A 16,037-nucleotide genomic window follows, 5' to 3' on the forward strand; every position below is an offset into this window, starting at 1 on the left:
GTGAAGGCTTTACGAACCAGGAAGCCTGTCCATGTCGCTATTGCTTACCCCCGAAAATACCCTGCCGGTCGATGGCGTGGCCGGCACGCTGATTGGTCGCGCCTGGGTCCCGGGGCGGATCGCCGGGCCTTCGCCGATCGTGCTGCGCAGTGACGGCGTATTCGATCTGTCGGAGCGTTTTGCGACCCTGAGCGACCTGTTGGAAACCCCCTCGCCCTTGGCGGCAGCAAGAGAGACACCCGGCACCTTCATCGCCAGCATCGACGAGTTGCTGGCCAACACCGGCCCCCACGCCGACCCGTCCAAGCCGTTCCTGCTGCCGCCGCTGGATCTGCAAGTGATCAAGGCCGCCGGCGTGACCTTCGCCGCGAGCATGATCGAGCGAGTGATCGAGGAACAGGCCGGCGGCGACGCGGCCCGGGCGGACGCCGTGCGCGCCACAGTCCACGGTGTGATCGGCGACAATCTGCGCTCGATCGTGCCGGGGTCCGAGCAAGCCATGCGCCTCAAGGCGTATCTCATCGAACAAGGCATGTGGTCGCAATACCTGGAAGTCGGCATTGGCCCGGATGCGGAAATCTTCACCAAGGCGCCGGTCCTGGCCGCCGTGGGCAGCGGCAGCCAGATCGGCATTCATCCGGCCTCGCAATGGAACAACCCGGAACCGGAAGTGGTGCTGGCGGTGGACAGCCGCGGCCAGATCCACGGCGCCACGCTGGGCAACGACGTCAACCTGCGGGATATCGAAGGCCGCAGCGCACTCTTGCTGAGCAAGGCCAAGGACAACAACGCCTCGTGCGCCATCGGGCCGTTCATTCGCCTGTTCGATGAACATTTCAGCCTGGACGACGTGCGCGCCTGCGAGGTTGACCTGCACGTACAAGGCGAAGACGGCTATCGCCTGCACGGTTGCAGCTCCATGAGCCAGATCAGCCGCGACCCGCTTGACCTGGCGGGCCAGACACTCAATGCCAACCACCAATACCCGGATGGTTTCCTGTTGTTTCTCGGTACGCTGTTCGCCCCCACCGAGGACCGTGATCATGCCGGCAGCGGTTTCACCCATAAACTGGGTGACCGGGTCAGCATCAGCAGCCCGTTGTTGGGCAGCCTGCATAACCAGGTGACCCACAGCTGCGAGGCCGCGCCGTGGACCTTCGGCGTTGGCGCCCTGTTGCGCAATCTTGCCGCACGGGGACTGCTCGATCGCTGAGCCCGACTGATCGTCGATTCATCCAATTACAAGAGAGAAATGAATCATGAGTGACACGCCAAAACGCCGCCTGCGCAGCGAGCAATGGTTCAACGACCCGGCCCACGCGGACATGACCGCGCTGTATGTCGAACGCTACATGAACTACGGCATGACCCGCGAAGAGTTGCAATCGGGACGGCCGATCATCGGCATCGCCCAGACCGGCAGCGACCTGACGCCCTGCAACCGCCATCACCTGGAGCTGGCGCAACGGGTCAAGGCCGGAATCCGTGATGCCGGCGGCATCCCCATGGAATTCCCGGTCCACCCCATTGCCGAACAGTCGCGCCGACCCACCGCGGCACTGGACCGCAACCTGGCCTACCTGGGCCTGGTGGAAATCCTCCACGGTTATCCCTTGGACGGCGTGGTGCTCACCACTGGTTGCGACAAGACCACCCCCGCCTGCCTGATGGCGGCAGCGACCACCGACCTGCCGTCGATCGTGCTGTCCGGCGGCCCCATGCTCGATGGCCGTCACAAGGGCGAGCTGATCGGCTCCGGCACAGTGCTCTGGCACGCACGCAACCTGATGGCCGCTGGCGAGATCAACTACGAAGGCTTCATGGAAATGACCACGGCGGCCTCGCCCTCCGTCGGCCACTGCAACACCATGGGCACTGCCCTGTCGATGAACGCATTGGCCGAGGCCCTGGGCATGTCATTGCCGGGTTGCGCAAGCATTCCGGCGCCCTATCGCGAGCGCGGGCAGATGGCCTACGCCACCGGCAAGCGCATCTGCGAACTGGTTCGCCAGGATGTGCGCCCTTCGCAGATCATGACGCGTGAAGCGTTCGAGAACGCCATCGCTGTCGCCTCGGCACTCGGCGCGTCGAGCAACTGCCCGCCGCACCTGATCGCCATCGCCCGGCACATGGGCGTCGAGTTAAGCCTGGACGACTGGCAACAAATCGGCGAGGACGTGCCGCTGTTGGTCAACTGCATGCCGGCGGGCAAATACCTCGGCGAAGGCTTCCACCGCGCGGGCGGCGTACCGGCAGTCATGCATGAACTGCAAAAGGCTGGCCGCCTGCACGAACACTGTGCGACGGTCAGTGGCAAGACCATCGGCGAGATCGTCACCGGCAGCCTGACCTGCGACGCCGATGTCATCCATCCTTTCGAAGCCCCACTCAAGCACCGTGCCGGCTTCATCGTGCTCAGCGGCAACTTTTTCGACAGCGCCATCATGAAAATGTCGGTGGTGGGCGAAGCGTTCCGCAAGACCTACCTGTCCGAACCCGGTGCCGAGAACAGCTTCGAAGCGCGGGCCATCGTGTTCGAAGGGCCGGAGGACTACCACGCGCGCATCGACGACCCGGCCCTGGACATCGACGAGCGCTGCATCCTGGTGATTCGCGGCGCTGGTACCGTCGGCTATCCCGGCAGCGCCGAAGTGGTGAACATGGCCCCACCGGCGGCGCTGATCAAGCGCGGCATCGACTCCCTGCCCTGCCTGGGCGATGGCCGCCAGAGCGGCACCTCGGCGAGCCCGTCGATCCTCAACATGTCCCCGGAAGCGGCCGTCGGCGGTGGCCTGGCGCTGCTGCAGACCAACGACCGGCTGAGGGTCGACCTGAACACCCGCACCGTCAACTTGCTGGTGGACGAGGCTGAGATGGAGCGACGCCGCCTCGCGTGGACGCCCAACATCCCGCCTTCACAAACGCCTTGGCAGGAACTGTATCGTCAGTTGGTCGGGCAACTCTCCACCGGCGGTTGCCTGGAACCGGCGACGTTGCACCTGAGGGTGATCGCCCGCAGCGGGGAGCCCCGGCACTCTCACTGACTTGATGCCACACCAAACCGCTTCCTGTGGCGAGGGGATTTATCCCCGCTGGGCTGCGTAGCAGCCCTAAAACAATGAACTCAATCTTACTGGCACACCGGGTCGGCTAGTTTGGGGGCCGCTGCGCAGCCCAACGGGGATAAATCCCCTCGCCACAGTGACCTCACAGATTCCCAAGCATTTCCCACAACGAAGCGCCCACCCCGGTGATGCTCTCCCCGGCAATCAATCCCGCCGCAGCCGTGATCGCGAAGCGTTCGGTGACGCTCGGCCAACGGCAGCTCACCAGCCAGGTGAGCACGGCGCCGAGAGCCATCATCAGCGAGACCGAGGCCGGCAGCACAAACGCCAGGCCCAAGGCTGCGGTGCTGGGCAGGTAGCGGGCCCGATGGGCCGGCAGCAAGCTATCGAGAATGCCCAACAGCAACCCGGCGAAACCACCGATGAAGATCGCCCAGCGAATGCTCGCCGACAACGAGTCCAGGCCATGGGTCAGGGTTTGCGCCACGGCTTTCCAGGTGGCGACCGCCGGGGCCGGCCATTCTTCGGTGAGCAGCATGGTTTGCGGATCGGGGATCAGCGCCAGGTAAGCGAGCACGCCGACGATACTGCCGATGAAAATCCCCAGCGTCTGGGCCAAAAGCTGCTTGCGCGGCGTCGCGCCGATTGCTCGACCGACCTTGAAATCGTTCATCAAATCCGTGCATTGTCCGGCTGAACCACCGGCGGTATTGGCACTCATCAGATTGATCGGCACCTGCCCCGGGGCAACGATGCCGAAACTCAATTGGGACAACTGCCCGATAGCGCCAATGGGCGGAATGCCCGTGGCGCCGACCACCCGCGCAGCCACCGCCGCCAGGCAGATGGCCAAGGGAATGGTCAGCAACGCCATCCACGGATTGATGCCAAACAACATCGCTTGCAGGCTGACCACCAAGACGATTGCCAGCAGAAATCCGAGGGCAGGCCCGGCCTTTGGCATCGCCCATGTCGCCCCACCGCTGGCTTTGGTAGAGGTGTGCAGCGACCACAACCGGATCGCCAGCGAGGCCAGGGTCGCGCAAACCATCAGGCTCACGCCCGGCCACAGCAGCCATTCCACCAGCACGGCGAATTGTGGGCCGCTGCTGCCGGGCGGCAACTGCACCAGGCCGTGTTCAAGCAACCAAGGTGCCAACCCGCCCCACGCCAGCAGCGCGCCGAGCAACAGGGTCAAGCCGACACGGATGCCGATGATGCCGCCAAAGCCCACCAGCAACAGTGAAGGGTCCGCCGTGAATGTCAGCCGCTCCAACTGGGCCGTTGGCGACCAGCGTGGAATGGCCCAGACGAAACTATCGACCCACTTGGCCAGGCCGGACAGGACGGCCGCGCTCAGCAGCACCTTCAGCCGCGTCGCGGCTTCGTGGCCATGGTTGTAGATGTGCAACAGGGTTTCGAGGGTCGCCATGCCCTCGGGAAACCTCAGCGCCTTGTCGTTGAGCAGCGAGGGCCGCAGGTACCAGGCGATCCAGATGCCCAGGAAACTCACTGAAAACACCCAGGCGACCATCGGCACAGCGTCGAGTTGCTGGCCGGTCAGCAAGGTGTACGCCGGGATCGGCGCCACCAACCCACCGGAAATGATCGATGCCGCGGCCGACGCCACTGTCTGGTTGATGTTGCTTTCGTGCAGCGTCCAGGGCAGCCGCGCAGACGAGCGCTTGGCCAGGCCTTGCCAGATGCCGTAGCCGACCAGCAAGGCAATGATCGACATGTTGAACGACCAGCCGATCTTCAATCCCGCATAGACATTGGAGGGCGTCAGGAGAATACCGAGCACGATCCCGGTGATCACCGCGCGTGGGCTGAACTCGCGCTCTACAGCGTGCACGTGCAAGGTCGAGGTTTGATCCATGCGAATTCCTTATCGGCAAAAACGGCGCGTCCACCCGAGGCGACGACCTAATAAGTGAGCCTTGTATCGACGGAAGGTTCACCACCCGGTCCTGGCGTGCGCGTGATAGAGCGGTCGTCCCGAGATTGCGGACCGATGCTCAAGCACACCCGCGCCCAGCCGATAACCTGAGTGACGAAGGCCCTCAGGCCTCGCCCGGCTCTGCTGGTTGCATAGGGTAATGATCAATGGCTTGGCAGCTTAATCGCTTACTGATGTTCGGCGTCCTGATGCTCCTGGTTGCAGGGGGATCGGCGTTGGCCATCGCGGCAGAGCCGCCGCTGCGCATCGTCACCGAGGAATTGCCGCCGTACAACATGACGCAGGGCGGACGCGTGACCGGCATGAGCACCGAGGTGGTCGAGGCCGTGCTCAAGGAGATCGGCGTCGAGGCGTCGATCCAGCCGATGCCCTGGGCGCGGGCGTACGAACTGGCGCTCAATGAAAGCAACGTCCTGATCTATTCCATCGTGCGCACCCCTGCGCGTGAATCGCTTTTCCAGTGGATCGGTGCCATCGCCCCGACACAGTGGTATATCTACTCCCTGGCCGAACGGCCAGTGAAGCTCAACTCCCTGGCCGATGCCCATGGGCACCAGATCGCGACCGTAAACCAGGATGTGGGCGAGCAATATCTGGTCTCGAAGGGCTTTCGCATCGGCGAAGAACTGCAGTCCAGCACCAAGTACGAACACAATTACCGCAAGCTCAAGGTCGATCACGTTGAGCTGTGGATTTCCAACGAACTCAACGCGCTCTACCTGACCCGCCAGAACGGCGAGGACCCGGAAAAAGTACTGATCCAGTCGCTGGCGCTGCCCGAACTGAGCAGTGCCGACGGCCTGAACATGGCGTTCAGCCGCAAGACGCCGCCGCAGACCGTTGAAAAATTCCGCGCCGGCCTGGAGGCCATTCGTCGCAACGGCGTCTACGATGCCATCGCGCGCAAGTGGCTGTGAGATGGACGGCCACGTCAACCCGCCCTCTCCACGCGTACAGGCCAAGACGCTCAGTTCCCTGGGGCGTCGACTGGTACTGGCGACCCTGCTGTTCTGCCTGTTCTTCACCGTGGCGATGGTCACCTGGCGCACCTGGCTCGCCTGGGAGAGCAACCTGGCGGAGATGAACTCCGAGCTGGGGCTGATCGACCAGGTTTTCCGCGATACCCTGGCCCACGCCATTTGGGAAATGGACCGCGATTCCCTGGACAAACAGCTCGCCAGCGTCGCGAAGGCCGCGCCAGTCGGACGCGTGGTGCTGAATGTCCTGCGGCCCGGCCGGTCGCCGGAAATCATCGAACTCAATCGCTACACCACCGGTAACGAAGGGGCGGCTCCGGTGCTACAACGCGAACTCATCGCGCAACCCTATCTCGGCGCCCAGGAGAAAGTGGGCGAGCTGACCATCGAAGGCGACAACCAACTGCTGTGGCAACGCTTGTGGGGCGAAGCGCGCAGCATCGTCATCACCCAGATCATCCAGTCGATGCTGCTGGCGGGGCTGGTCATGACCATGTTCAACCGCCTGGTAACCATCCACGTGGTGCACATCGCCCGGCACCTGGGCGAACTCGCGCCACAAACCCTCAAGCATCACCTCAAGTTGCAACGCTCGGTGGACCGCCAGGATGAACTGAGCCTGCTCGAATCCCAGGTCAACGAGCTGCAGGACAATCTCCACGCCCACCTGGAACGCCAGCGCTCGGATGAACTGGCGATTGCCGCCAGCCGCGATCAGTTGGTCGAGCTGGTCGAGGCGCGCACGGCGGAACTCAAGGCCGCCAACCAGGCCCTTGAAGCCTTGTCCCGCCACGATGCCTTGACGGGCCTGGCCAACCGTCGCCATTTCGATCAGTTGAAAGAAGTCGAGTTTCGCCGCGCCATGCGCCACAAGACGCCACTGGCCGTGCTCATGTGCGACGTCGACTTTTTCAAGATCTACAACGACACCTACGGCCACATGAATGGCGACCAGTGCCTGCAACAGATTGCCGAAACCCTGCGTGACGTATTCGGCCGCTCTGGTGAATTGACCGCACGGGTCGGGGGCGAGGAATTTGTCGTCGTGCTGCCCAACATCGACGCTGGGCAGGCCTGCGAAGCGGCGCAACGCTTGCGTGACGCCCTGGCTGAACGCCAACTGCCCCACAGCGGCTCATCGGTCTCCCCGTTCGTCACGCTGAGCATCGGCGTCGCCGAGCTGGACCCCGAGACCATGGATCATTTCGACCAACTGATGCAGCGTGCCGACCAGGCGCTGTACCGGGCCAAGCACCAGGGACGCAACCGCGTCTCTCTCTGAACCATCGCCGCTGTCGAGGTCTGTATGCGCCACTTTCCGATGCTTTGCTCCTGGGTGTTCCTGGCCTTGATCAGTTTCCAAAGCCAGGCGGACACCATCGAAGTCGTGACCGAGGACTCGCTGTATGCCTATCTGCGCGACGATAAGCTGGCCGGCCCCGGTATCCATATCGCCGCCGAAATCTTGAAGCAGGCCGACCTCGGCGACTTCCACATGGCGTTGTACCCATGGGCGCGGGCCTATGAAATGGCCTTGCGCGAGCCCAACGTACTGATCTTTCCCCTGGATCGCACTCCGGCCCGTGAAAAGCTGTTCAAGTGGGTCGGTGAAATCCATCGCTCCACCAGCCGGCTCTACAAGCTGCGTGAAACGGCGCCCATCTCCATCGCCAGCCTCGAAGAAGCCAAGCAGTACAGCATCGGGGTGATACGCAATGACGCCAAGCAGGTCTATTTGCAAGACCGGGGCTTCAGCCGACTGGTCGTGTCGGCGAACAATCACGACAACTTCCAGAAACTGTTGAACCGCCAGGTCCAGCTGGTGCCCATGCCGGAGAACACCGCACGCCTGATGAGCCAGGACGCCCAGATGGACTTCAATCTGCTGGAGCAAGTCTACTCGCTGGACGAGCAGCCCCACCGGGTCTACCTGGCCTTCAGCCTGGGCACGCCGGACGAGACCGTCGCCAAGGCCCAACGCGCTTTCGAACAGCTCAAGGCTTCGGGTGAAGTGGAGCGGATCATGAAGCAAAAGCGTTGATCGGTGACAGTGGTCCGCAGCGTTGAACTCTCCCGTCGCAGGTAACGTCTAGGCCATAAGTGCACAGATGTGGAGGACCTTCGATGAACACGCGCGACGCCGTCCCGGATTCAATCCAGCCCGTGTTGCTGGAACGCAACGACTGGGTGCCCAACAACCCGCGCCTGCCGGTGATCGTCTACCGTGACGCGGTTGCGACCCAGACCGATGATCTGGCCGCCCGCCTGGAGGAGATTTTCCGCACCAACGGCTGGCCACCGCAATGGCGCTACGGGATCTACAACTTTCACCACTACCACACCGAAGGCCACGAAGTGCTGGGTGTTGCCAGTGGCGAGGCGCGCTTGATGATCGGTGGCCCCGACGGCCAAGTCATCGAGGTCAAGGCCGGCGATGTACTGCTGCTCCCCGCCGGCACCGGGCATTGCAACTTGGGCGCAAGCGATGACTTCCAGGTGGTCGGCGCGTATCCACCCGGCCAGCAGGCCGATATCTGCCGGGAGGCGCCGAGCGAGGCGCAGTTGGCGAACATCGAGGCGTTGCCGTTTCCGGATCGGGATCCGGTGCAGGGCGCAAGCGGTGGGGTCAGGCAGTATTGGACGGGGGTGCGCTGATTATTGACCGAGCACCTAATCGGCCCATGATCAGCGACCGTAGACCTTGCGCAACTGCTCTTGGGTCAACGCATCTTCGAACGGCACCGGTACCGATTTCACCGCACCGTAGAGGTTGCGATAGCGCCAGTAATTTCCATTACTCACCAGTTGGTAGCCGCGCTCGACCACACGTTGACCATCGAGCACATAGCGCAGGGTTTCCTGGGCCGCTTGCGGTGGCGCCGGCAGCATCAGGTCGGTCGCCAGCACGCGCATCGACTCGTCGATGCACTCGTCGAGTGCCGTCGTCACTTGCGCCAGGTCCAGCGACCCGTCGTCGATACAGCGTTTGCCACAGCGCCTGATCGGCTGGCTGGAAACCTCGATGCGCATGCGATACAACGCGGAACCGGCGATGTCCTGGACCTGCACCTGATTGACCAGCACAAAGCTGCCACGGTCGGGCGTGAGCATCAGTTTGGGCTCGATCACCAGGCGGGCGCTGATATCGCCCGCGCCTTGCTTGAAGCCGGCCGCCAACGATGCCTGTTGGAAACGCTGCTGGAGACGCTCCTGCAATGGTACGCCGGCAAGCAGGTCCGCCAACGGTCGTGATTCCTTGGCAGCGGTGTTCTGCGCATCGCGCTGCAAACTGCCGCTGCCCATCTGGGTGTTGATCAGGCTGGCAACCAGCAGGCCGGCAAGCCCCGCGCTGTTGCCGGAACTGGCGACCAGGTTATGGCTCGACGACGCAGCCTTCTGCGCGGCCTCGGCATCCACTACCGTACTGGCCCCGACAAACGTCTGGGGCAGTTGCAGGTCCACCTTGACCCCGTGGGCCTGGACATAGGACACCGCGTCCGGCGTCTTGAAACCGGTCGGCGGGGCCGGCTTCTGCGCGCACCCCACCAGCAGCGCAGCCAGCGAACCGGCGACCATCAACACACGGTTCATTGTTCGAACGGCGTGATCATTTGCTGACGGCTCGTGTCCATCGCCTGGTAAAAAGCGTTGGTCAGGTTCGTATAGTTCGGTTCATCCCACTCGCCCTGGGCGGCCTGCACGACGGAGAAAGGTTTGAACCACAGGAGCCTGTTGTCGGCCAGATCGACCACCATGCCCTGCCCACCCACCTGCGCCATGGGGACGCTGGTCGGTACGATGCTGTAATAGCTGCGGGTAGCGCCGGTTCCCATCACGTTCACCAGCAGCAGGCGATCGACACCGTAGGTGGCCTTGATCGGCGTCAGGTCACGTGTGGTGTAGCCTTCGCGGAAACTGACTTCCTTATATTTGGTCAGGTCCACCGGCTCGTCGATGCGCTTGGCCTTGTAGCCCTTGGCCTGCAACTTGGCGACGATGGCATCCGGTAGGGTATTGAGGTCGCGGACTTCCCATTTTTCGACGTTATCGCTGAGTTTGCTGTTGACGCCTTTATTGATGGCCAGGTCCAGGAGCCCCTGGTTACCGGTCAGTGCCAGCACTGGCTCTGGCACCACGTTGATCGCCACGCCGATGGTTGGCTCCTTGGCGTCCCAGAACTGATGATCCAGGGGTACGGGAGGCTGGACGTGGGCGCAGCCGGTGAGCGCCAGGCAGGCAAGAACGGTAAGGGTTGCGAGGGTGCGAAGCGTACGAAAAGACATGTATCAAGTCCCTATGATTAATCGATGCTGCGTTTATCGGCAGCGACGGCATTAACAATAGTGGCATGATGATATTGTTTTTTTCAATTTCTTTTGTTTTTCATACGCTTTTTCGCCTCGTTCCTTCTAGATCATCGGCGAACTGCTCACCACCCTCAGCGCCAACCCTTCGAACGCGTCCAGCGTGATGGTGAACTCGCCTTCGGGGGTGAGATCGCCTTCGACCCGTTCATTGATGATGTCCACCACAGGCCCCGGCGCAATATCCGGCAGATGCAGGGTTTCAGTGATGGGTGTCGAGCCGAAATTCAGCGCGGTGATTTGCGTGCCTTTGCCGGCCGGCAGTTCATGGACCATGATCAGCAACCCCGGATGCTCGACGTCCGGAACCAGTATCTGCCGGCTCGCGGCGATGTCGTAGGCCCGACGCGCAGCCAGGATCCTGCGCAATTGCGAGGCGAACGAATCCGGATCCTTCAACTGGCTCGGCAGGCTGCCATACAAGGTCCTTGCCCTGGGCATCTGCCCGGCCGACAACGGTGCCTCTGGATTCAGGTCCACCAAGTCATAGGCGCCACGATGAATCCAGCGCGTGTCGCCGTCGCGCATCAGGTGTTCGACCTGCTCCGCCGGCAACGGCAACGCTCCCACCAGATCCCAGCCTGACAAGGCGAACACGCCCGGCTGCATGGCGTTGAACATCACCAGCAACAGATGGACTTGGCGAATCTGCTGGATATCGGCGGCGGTGATCGCATCGAGATCGCGAATGCCCAACGCGGCGGTGATGATACTGGCCGTGGTGCAGGACACGCCGTTGGTCACAAACCTCAAGTTGTAAGGCGCATGTTCACCGGACAGGCGCTCGTACATCTGCTCGCGAATGTGTTCGCGCAAGATGCTGCCGGGAAAGGTCTGGCCTTGGTACAGGTAGGTGTCGTGGGCGTGCAGCGTCCAGAAATGCACCAGCTCCAGGGTCAATTCGTCGTGGTTCTGCAACGCGTGGATCAGCGAGCCTGGGTCGATGCCGAAGGCGTGCATCTGGCGCAGCATCAACCGCAGGAACTCAGTATCGCCCATCAGCAACGCGTGTTGGTAGGCCGGGCGCGTGATGAAGTCATAGGACAGGTCCGCCCCGCCGTGGGACATCGCGGCGATGTCATCGAGGGTCAGGTTCAGTTCCTGGAAACTGAAACCGCCGGCCTTGCGAATCGCACCGCCGAGCAACTGGTTGCCCGTAATCGACAATGGGTGGCTCTCGGACCAGGCAGTCCCATCGAGCTTGCGTTCCACGCCGAGGAAACCGTTGGCGTCCAGGCGCAGGATCTTCGCACCCATGCAATCGATGGCGTGCAGCGCATCGCCGATGATCATCTGTTGCGCGGCGAAAGTCGGATCAAGCCAGTTCAGCGACGGCTGGCCTTCCTTGAAGTAATGCAGGTAGACCCAGCGCCGCGGCTTGCCGTCCACGCCCATGACGATGGGGGTTGCGCTCCAGTCGGTTTCCTTGACCCCGGGCTCGAAGAAAATCACCCGCTGCAACTGGCCGACGATGTAATGCTTGTCCCGCAGGGCGTCCACCTGCTGGGCGGTGAGGTTCCTGGCGTCGCGCCCCTCCTCGACTTCGGGCAATAGCGGCCAGTCTTCTTCGCGGATCTCCACCATGTGGTAGAGCCCGGGATAGTCTTCATAGGCCATCTCCGCCAGGCGGAAATCCGCGCCCTTGCCGGTATGGGACGGGATAACGTCGTCAATGACCACCGCATTGTGGGCGGCGGCCATTCGCGTCAATGCCTGCAACTGGGGCTCAGTGCCCAGTTCCGGGTCGATGTCGAAGCTGATGCGGTCGAAGTTGCCGTCGATTGTCGGCGTAAAGTCAGTGCCGCGCAGGCCACCGGACCTTTTCAAGGGGCCATTGTGGATACCCTGGATGCCGATTTTCGACAGCGCATGCCACAGGGTTTCATCCCCCAACGCTTCCAGCACCGTGCCGTCTTCCCGGGTGACGATGGAGGCCGGGTACGCGGTGAACCACACGGAGGACAACGCCGAGGCATCGCGAGGCCGGGTGTGCGCGAAGGGCTGCTGCCACAGGCGCCCTTGCCCTGAATAAAGCTTGGCCCGCTGCCTCGCAGCCTTGAGCATCGATTGTTCGACCAGCCAGTCGACATGATTTTTCTCAGCCATCGTCATGAAAACAATCACCTGTCATAAGGAAAAGATCGGACCGGCCCTTGGCATTGAAGGTGCCGCTTATGACTCATATGAGGCCGTGGCCCGGTAATCGTTGCATTGAGACGGGCGACGGTGGGTTTCGCTGGCCGTTTTTCGGGGGCGCATCGTTCAGGTCTGTGATCATCGAGCCTGGCCCCACCGTCCCTCCTTTCGCCGACGGACTGGATCGCACGACACCGATGGCCTGCTGTGAATCCACTCCGGCTGGCAACCTACTGCGCAGACATCGACACGCAGGCCTGGATGCTTCAGTCGTCGTTGAACAGCGCATCCGGGGTCCTTTCACCGGGCGGACCGGGTCTTTGCAGGGTTGCGCAATTCGAGCCGTAGTCCTGGCCGTCGAGTCGAGCCCCGACGAAGGCGAAGGCATCTTCCAGCGAACCGTACAGCACCCCGTCATGCCCGAGGCCTTCATAGGTGCGCCAAGTGACTGAGTTGCCGGCGGCGCACAAGGCCGCCGCGACCGCATATTGCCGCTCTGGCGTGATGGTTTGATCCGCCTGGCCGGTGGCAATGAACAGCGCAAAGGCAATCGAGGCCTGTGGCATGTCGGTGGTCGGGATGCGCGCAGCGTTCAACGCCTGCGGAGTGATCGTCAATAGTTCAGCGAACGACCCCACCTGCAACGCCTTGGATTCGAGCGCGATCTCACGGGTGCAGCCCTGCCGGGCGACGTCCAGCAATTGCAGGCCCTTGGCGGTCAGGATGTCCTCAATCCGCGGGCCGTCTTCGCGCAGGCCGCCGGACGCCAGCGCCAGGAACACCGTATTGGACTGGCGTGGCGGCAGCCTGACGGGGCCTTGCGCAAACGTGCTGTTCGGCGCCGTCACCAGCGCGCCCAGGATAGGCAGTTCGGGGGCGTAGGTCGTGGCAAGGATTGCCGCGCCCAGCGCCGCCCCGCCTCCCTGGGACTGGCCTGCGAGGAACATGCGATTGGCAATCAGACCTGGACTGATGGCACGGGCAGCACGAATCGAGTCGAGGACGGAACGCCCCTCGGCCTGCCAGTACGTATAAGGATGCGGCCCCGGACCGCCCAAGCCTTGGTAGTCAGTCATGACCACCGCGAACCCACGCGCCAGCCAACGATTGATATACGCCGCGTCACGGTCGCGCAGCCCCGTCCAGGAAGGCGCGCACGCATCGGCGATCCCCAGCGTGCCGTGGGCCCAGGCGAGCAGCGGCCAGCCCTCGGCGGGGGGATTGCCAGCCGGCAGGTATAACGCGCCACTGACCGGGACGAGGCCGGAGCGCCAGCGTTCGTCCATTGAGCTGTAGAGCAGACGCAACGCCTGCCCGGCGGCTGGCATCTGCGCCTGCACTGGCATGTGCTCGCTTCGCAGCAGCGCACCGGGGCGCTCGGGCATTGCTTCAGGCCAGCGATAAAACGTCGACAGCTGCATATCCCCGGCAGTGGGCCCGACGGGCAGCTTACCGTCGGCCATACCAATGGATGTAGCGACGCAGGCCCATGCAAAAGCCGCGATTCGGAAAAAACTCATGGGAGGCTCACCTGGTTGGAAAGCGCCTTGCGCAACGCGCGGCCCTGCGCAGCCAGCACGTCGCGCGCGATGGGCGCCACTTCGTTGAAGCGGATGAAACCGTGAGTCATGTTCGCCAGGACTTGCAGGTCCGTCACCACACCTGCGTCCTTCAAGCGCTGCGCCAACGCTCGGTTCTCATCCAGCAGCGGATCCAGCTCGCCAACGATGATTCGCGTCGGTGGCAGGCCCGCCAGCTCGGCCGTTATCGGCTGTACACGCCAGTCATCCTCGTCATTGGCCAGATAGCTGGCCCAGTAGCGGCTCATGGCTTCGACCGACAGGTTCTGCCCTGCGTACCCGCCAAACCGCTGCCACGAGTCGGAACTCATGTCACGGGAGTAGCTGCCGTAGAACAGCAACAATTGCCGCAATGCATCGATCCCCGCGTCACGCAGCGCAATGGCCGCTCCAAGGGCGAGATTGGCACCCGCCGAATCGCCGCCCAGGGCATAACCGCGCACCGGGCATTCGGTGATCGCTCCCAGCTTGATGACGCGGCTGATGATCGCCACCACCTCGTTGAACGCCACGGGAAAGCGATATTCCGGCGACAACGCATAGTCGATGGAGAGCACCGCCATTCCACTGTCCCGAACCAGTTGGCGCAGCGGCGCGTCCCAACCGGCCAGCGAACCATGGCGAAATCCGCCGCCGTGGCAGTAGAACATCAAGCAAGGCGTCTCATTGCCCTCCGGCCAATAGAGCTTGCAGGAGACCGTGCGGCCGTCGACGGAAAAGCCCAGCGTGCGCTCGTAGCTCAGTGGAACGCTGCGTTGCGCGGCCCAGGCGTTGATCCGCTCCAACTGCCCCCGGACGCCTTGTACGTCGCCCTGGACGATCGGCAGCAAGCCCTGTTCGCGCAGCGACGTTGCCACGGCCAGCAAGTCAGGATGAACCGGCGGACGGGAATCCGCCGGCAGGTTTTCGTGATCGCTCATGGCTTTTCATCCGCGCCGACAGGCCGACGGCCGTCCGCAATCACGCAATGGCTCGGCGGGCTGCGTCCTTCCAGCACCGCCACGACACACTCGGCGGCAATCAGATTGGTGCGATTCAGGCCTTCGACCGTAGAGGCCCCGACATGAGGCGTCACGACGACGTTCGGCAGCTGGATCAGTTGTTCGGTCACCGGTGATAGCGCGCGATCCGACTCACTCTCAAAGACATCGAGCCCCGCCCCGGCCAACCGGTTTTCCCGCAGCGCACGGAGCAGATCCGCATCGCGCACCAAACCGCCCCTCGCGGTGTTGATCAGCACCGCCGAACGCTTCATCAGCTTCAGCGCGTGCGCGTCGATCAGTCCCTGGGTTTGGGTGTTGAGGGGCGCGTGAAGTGTGACGAAGTCACTTTCCTTGAGCAGCGTTTCCAGGTCGACGAAGCCAGCTTGGGGAGTACCGTCGAGCAGGGCTTTTTGCGGATCAGGCGAATAAATCAGCGGCTGGACTTCAAACCCGGACAAGCGCTGCAGAACGCCCCGACCGATCCTCCCCAGCCCGACGATACCCACCGTCTTGCGGTACAGATCGCCGCCCAGGGGGATCGACCAGTCACCTGCGGACAACCCCGATTGGCAGCGCTTGAGTTGGCGGCACACGGCGAGCATCAAGGCCACGGTATGGTCGGCGACGCTTGCGTCATTGCCGCCGATCGCGATGGTTGCGACCTTCCCCGCCGCTTCCACCGCCGCCGTATCGACCCGTTCGTAACCCACGCCGCGACGGGCGATGACCTGCAAGCGCGGGAGCGAGCCCAACAGGCTGGACGTGATATTCGCGTGCCCGACAATCCAGCCGTCGGCGTCCTTCAAGATGTCGATCAGTTGCGGTTCACTCAGGTCGCCATCCGCCTGTCCTGGCGCCAGGTTCGCGACGATGACCTCACAGCCGTGACGCTTCAGGAAGTCAGTCGCCGTGGCGTCGAAGAATCGTTGGGTAACCACTATTTTATGGCGAAGTGTAGACATCACGGCTCTC

The 16,037-nt window shown here is 63.0% G+C and carries 13 protein-coding genes; 6 read left to right on the plus strand and 7 right to left on the minus strand.

Features of this window, described 5'->3' with window-relative positions:
* Window positions 1-31 precede the first annotated feature (31 nt).
* The gene (locus JZ00_RS11835) at window positions 32-1,213 is read left to right on the plus strand and encodes a fumarylacetoacetate hydrolase family protein (RefSeq protein ID WP_039589860.1); all 1,182 of its coding nucleotides are present in this window, start codon (window positions 32-34) and stop codon (window positions 1,211-1,213) included.
* A gap of 46 nt (window positions 1,214-1,259) precedes the next feature.
* Complete coding sequence (locus JZ00_RS11840) at window positions 1,260-3,044, plus strand: IlvD/Edd family dehydratase (protein ID WP_039589857.1); 1,785 nt, start codon at window positions 1,260-1,262, stop codon at window positions 3,042-3,044.
* A 163-nt stretch (window positions 3,045-3,207) separates the two neighbouring features.
* Here JZ00_RS11840 and JZ00_RS11845 read toward each other — a convergent pair whose 3' ends face one another.
* Window positions 3,208-4,944, minus strand: coding sequence for an OPT family oligopeptide transporter (locus JZ00_RS11845; protein WP_039589856.1), 1,737 nt, complete (start codon window positions 4,942-4,944; stop codon window positions 3,208-3,210).
* Between the two features lie 227 nt (window positions 4,945-5,171).
* Between JZ00_RS11845 and JZ00_RS11850 the strand changes: the two genes are divergently transcribed.
* The 4 genes from JZ00_RS11850 to JZ00_RS11865 all read left to right on the plus strand — a co-directional run bounded on the left by JZ00_RS11850 (window position 5,172) and on the right by JZ00_RS11865 (window position 8,657).
* Window positions 5,172-5,942, plus strand: coding sequence for a substrate-binding periplasmic protein (locus tag JZ00_RS11850; RefSeq protein ID WP_039589854.1), 771 nt, complete (start codon window positions 5,172-5,174; stop codon window positions 5,940-5,942).
* Between the two features lies 1 nt (window position 5,943).
* Window positions 5,944-7,284 (plus strand): GGDEF domain-containing protein, encoded by a 1,341-nt coding sequence (locus tag JZ00_RS11855; protein ID WP_039589852.1) that lies wholly within the window; start codon window positions 5,944-5,946, stop codon window positions 7,282-7,284.
* 24 nt (window positions 7,285-7,308) lie between these two features.
* On the plus strand, window positions 7,309-8,043 hold the full coding sequence (locus tag JZ00_RS11860) for a substrate-binding periplasmic protein (protein WP_039589850.1): 735 nt from the start codon (window positions 7,309-7,311) through the stop codon (window positions 8,041-8,043).
* 83 nt (window positions 8,044-8,126) lie between these two features.
* On the plus strand, window positions 8,127-8,657 hold the full coding sequence (locus JZ00_RS11865; protein WP_039589848.1) for a cupin domain-containing protein: 531 nt from the start codon (window positions 8,127-8,129) through the stop codon (window positions 8,655-8,657).
* A 30-nt stretch (window positions 8,658-8,687) separates the two neighbouring features.
* On the opposite strand, the gene JZ00_RS11870 is transcribed toward JZ00_RS11865, so the two are convergent.
* The 6 genes from JZ00_RS11870 to JZ00_RS11895 form a co-directional block, all read right to left on the minus strand.
* Entirely contained in the window at window positions 8,688-9,593 is a 906-nt protein-coding gene (locus JZ00_RS11870; RefSeq protein ID WP_039589846.1) for a hypothetical protein, read from the minus strand.
* A complete protein-coding gene (locus JZ00_RS11875) occupies window positions 9,590-10,285 on the minus strand; it encodes a hypothetical protein (protein ID WP_039589843.1) in 696 nt (231 codons plus the stop codon). Before JZ00_RS11875 ends, JZ00_RS11870 begins: the two co-directional genes overlap by 4 nt.
* 126 nt (window positions 10,286-10,411) lie before the next feature.
* A complete protein-coding gene (gene treS, locus JZ00_RS11880) occupies window positions 10,412-12,478 on the minus strand; it encodes a maltose alpha-D-glucosyltransferase (protein WP_039589841.1) in 2,067 nt (688 codons plus the stop codon).
* Window positions 12,479-12,768: 290 nt separating this feature from the next.
* The gene (locus JZ00_RS11885; protein ID WP_039589839.1) at window positions 12,769-14,022 is read right to left on the minus strand and encodes a lipase family protein; all 1,254 of its coding nucleotides are present in this window, start codon (window positions 14,020-14,022) and stop codon (window positions 12,769-12,771) included.
* Window positions 14,019-15,002 (minus strand): alpha/beta hydrolase, encoded by a 984-nt coding sequence (locus JZ00_RS11890; protein ID WP_039589837.1) that lies wholly within the window; start codon window positions 15,000-15,002, stop codon window positions 14,019-14,021. Before JZ00_RS11890 ends, JZ00_RS11885 begins: the two co-directional genes overlap by 4 nt.
* Window positions 14,999-16,027: a phosphoglycerate dehydrogenase gene (locus JZ00_RS11895; protein WP_039589835.1), complete on the minus strand. Its 1,029-nt coding sequence runs from the start codon at window positions 16,025-16,027 to the stop codon at window positions 14,999-15,001. Before JZ00_RS11895 ends, JZ00_RS11890 begins: the two co-directional genes overlap by 4 nt.
* Window positions 16,028-16,037: the final 10 nt, after the last annotated feature.

The sequence above is a fragment of the Pseudomonas frederiksbergensis genome (assembly GCF_000802155.2).
GTDB lineage: Bacteria > Pseudomonadota > Gammaproteobacteria > Pseudomonadales > Pseudomonadaceae > Aquipseudomonas > Aquipseudomonas frederiksbergensis_A.

Bases quoted from the DNA above. Each gene is read 5' to 3' on its own strand.
- JZ00_RS11835 (WP_039589860.1), top strand. From the start codon at position 32: ATGTCGCTATTGCTTACCCCCGAAAATACCCTGCCGGTCGATGGCGTG.
- JZ00_RS11840 (WP_039589857.1), top strand. From the start codon at position 1,260: ATGAGTGACACGCCAAAACGCCGCCTGCGCAGCGAGCAATGGTTCAAC.
- JZ00_RS11845 (WP_039589856.1), bottom strand. From the start codon at position 4,944: ATGGATCAAACCTCGACCTTGCACGTGCACGCTGTAGAGCGCGAGTTC.
- JZ00_RS11850 (WP_039589854.1), top strand. From the start codon at position 5,172: ATGGCTTGGCAGCTTAATCGCTTACTGATGTTCGGCGTCCTGATGCTC.
- JZ00_RS11855 (WP_039589852.1), top strand. From the start codon at position 5,944: ATGGACGGCCACGTCAACCCGCCCTCTCCACGCGTACAGGCCAAGACG.
- JZ00_RS11860 (WP_039589850.1), top strand. From the start codon at position 7,309: ATGCGCCACTTTCCGATGCTTTGCTCCTGGGTGTTCCTGGCCTTGATC.
- JZ00_RS11865 (WP_039589848.1), top strand. From the start codon at position 8,127: ATGAACACGCGCGACGCCGTCCCGGATTCAATCCAGCCCGTGTTGCTG.
- JZ00_RS11870 (WP_039589846.1), bottom strand. From the start codon at position 9,593: ATGAACCGTGTGTTGATGGTCGCCGGTTCGCTGGCTGCGCTGCTGGTG.
- JZ00_RS11875 (WP_039589843.1), bottom strand. From the start codon at position 10,285: ATGTCTTTTCGTACGCTTCGCACCCTCGCAACCCTTACCGTTCTTGCC.
- treS (WP_039589841.1), bottom strand. From the start codon at position 12,478: ATGACGATGGCTGAGAAAAATCATGTCGACTGGCTGGTCGAACAATCG.
- JZ00_RS11885 (WP_039589839.1), bottom strand. From the start codon at position 14,022: ATGAGTTTTTTCCGAATCGCGGCTTTTGCATGGGCCTGCGTCGCTACA.
- JZ00_RS11890 (WP_039589837.1), bottom strand. From the start codon at position 15,002: ATGAGCGATCACGAAAACCTGCCGGCGGATTCCCGTCCGCCGGTTCAT.
- JZ00_RS11895 (WP_039589835.1), bottom strand. From the start codon at position 16,027: ATGTCTACACTTCGCCATAAAATAGTGGTTACCCAACGATTCTTCGAC.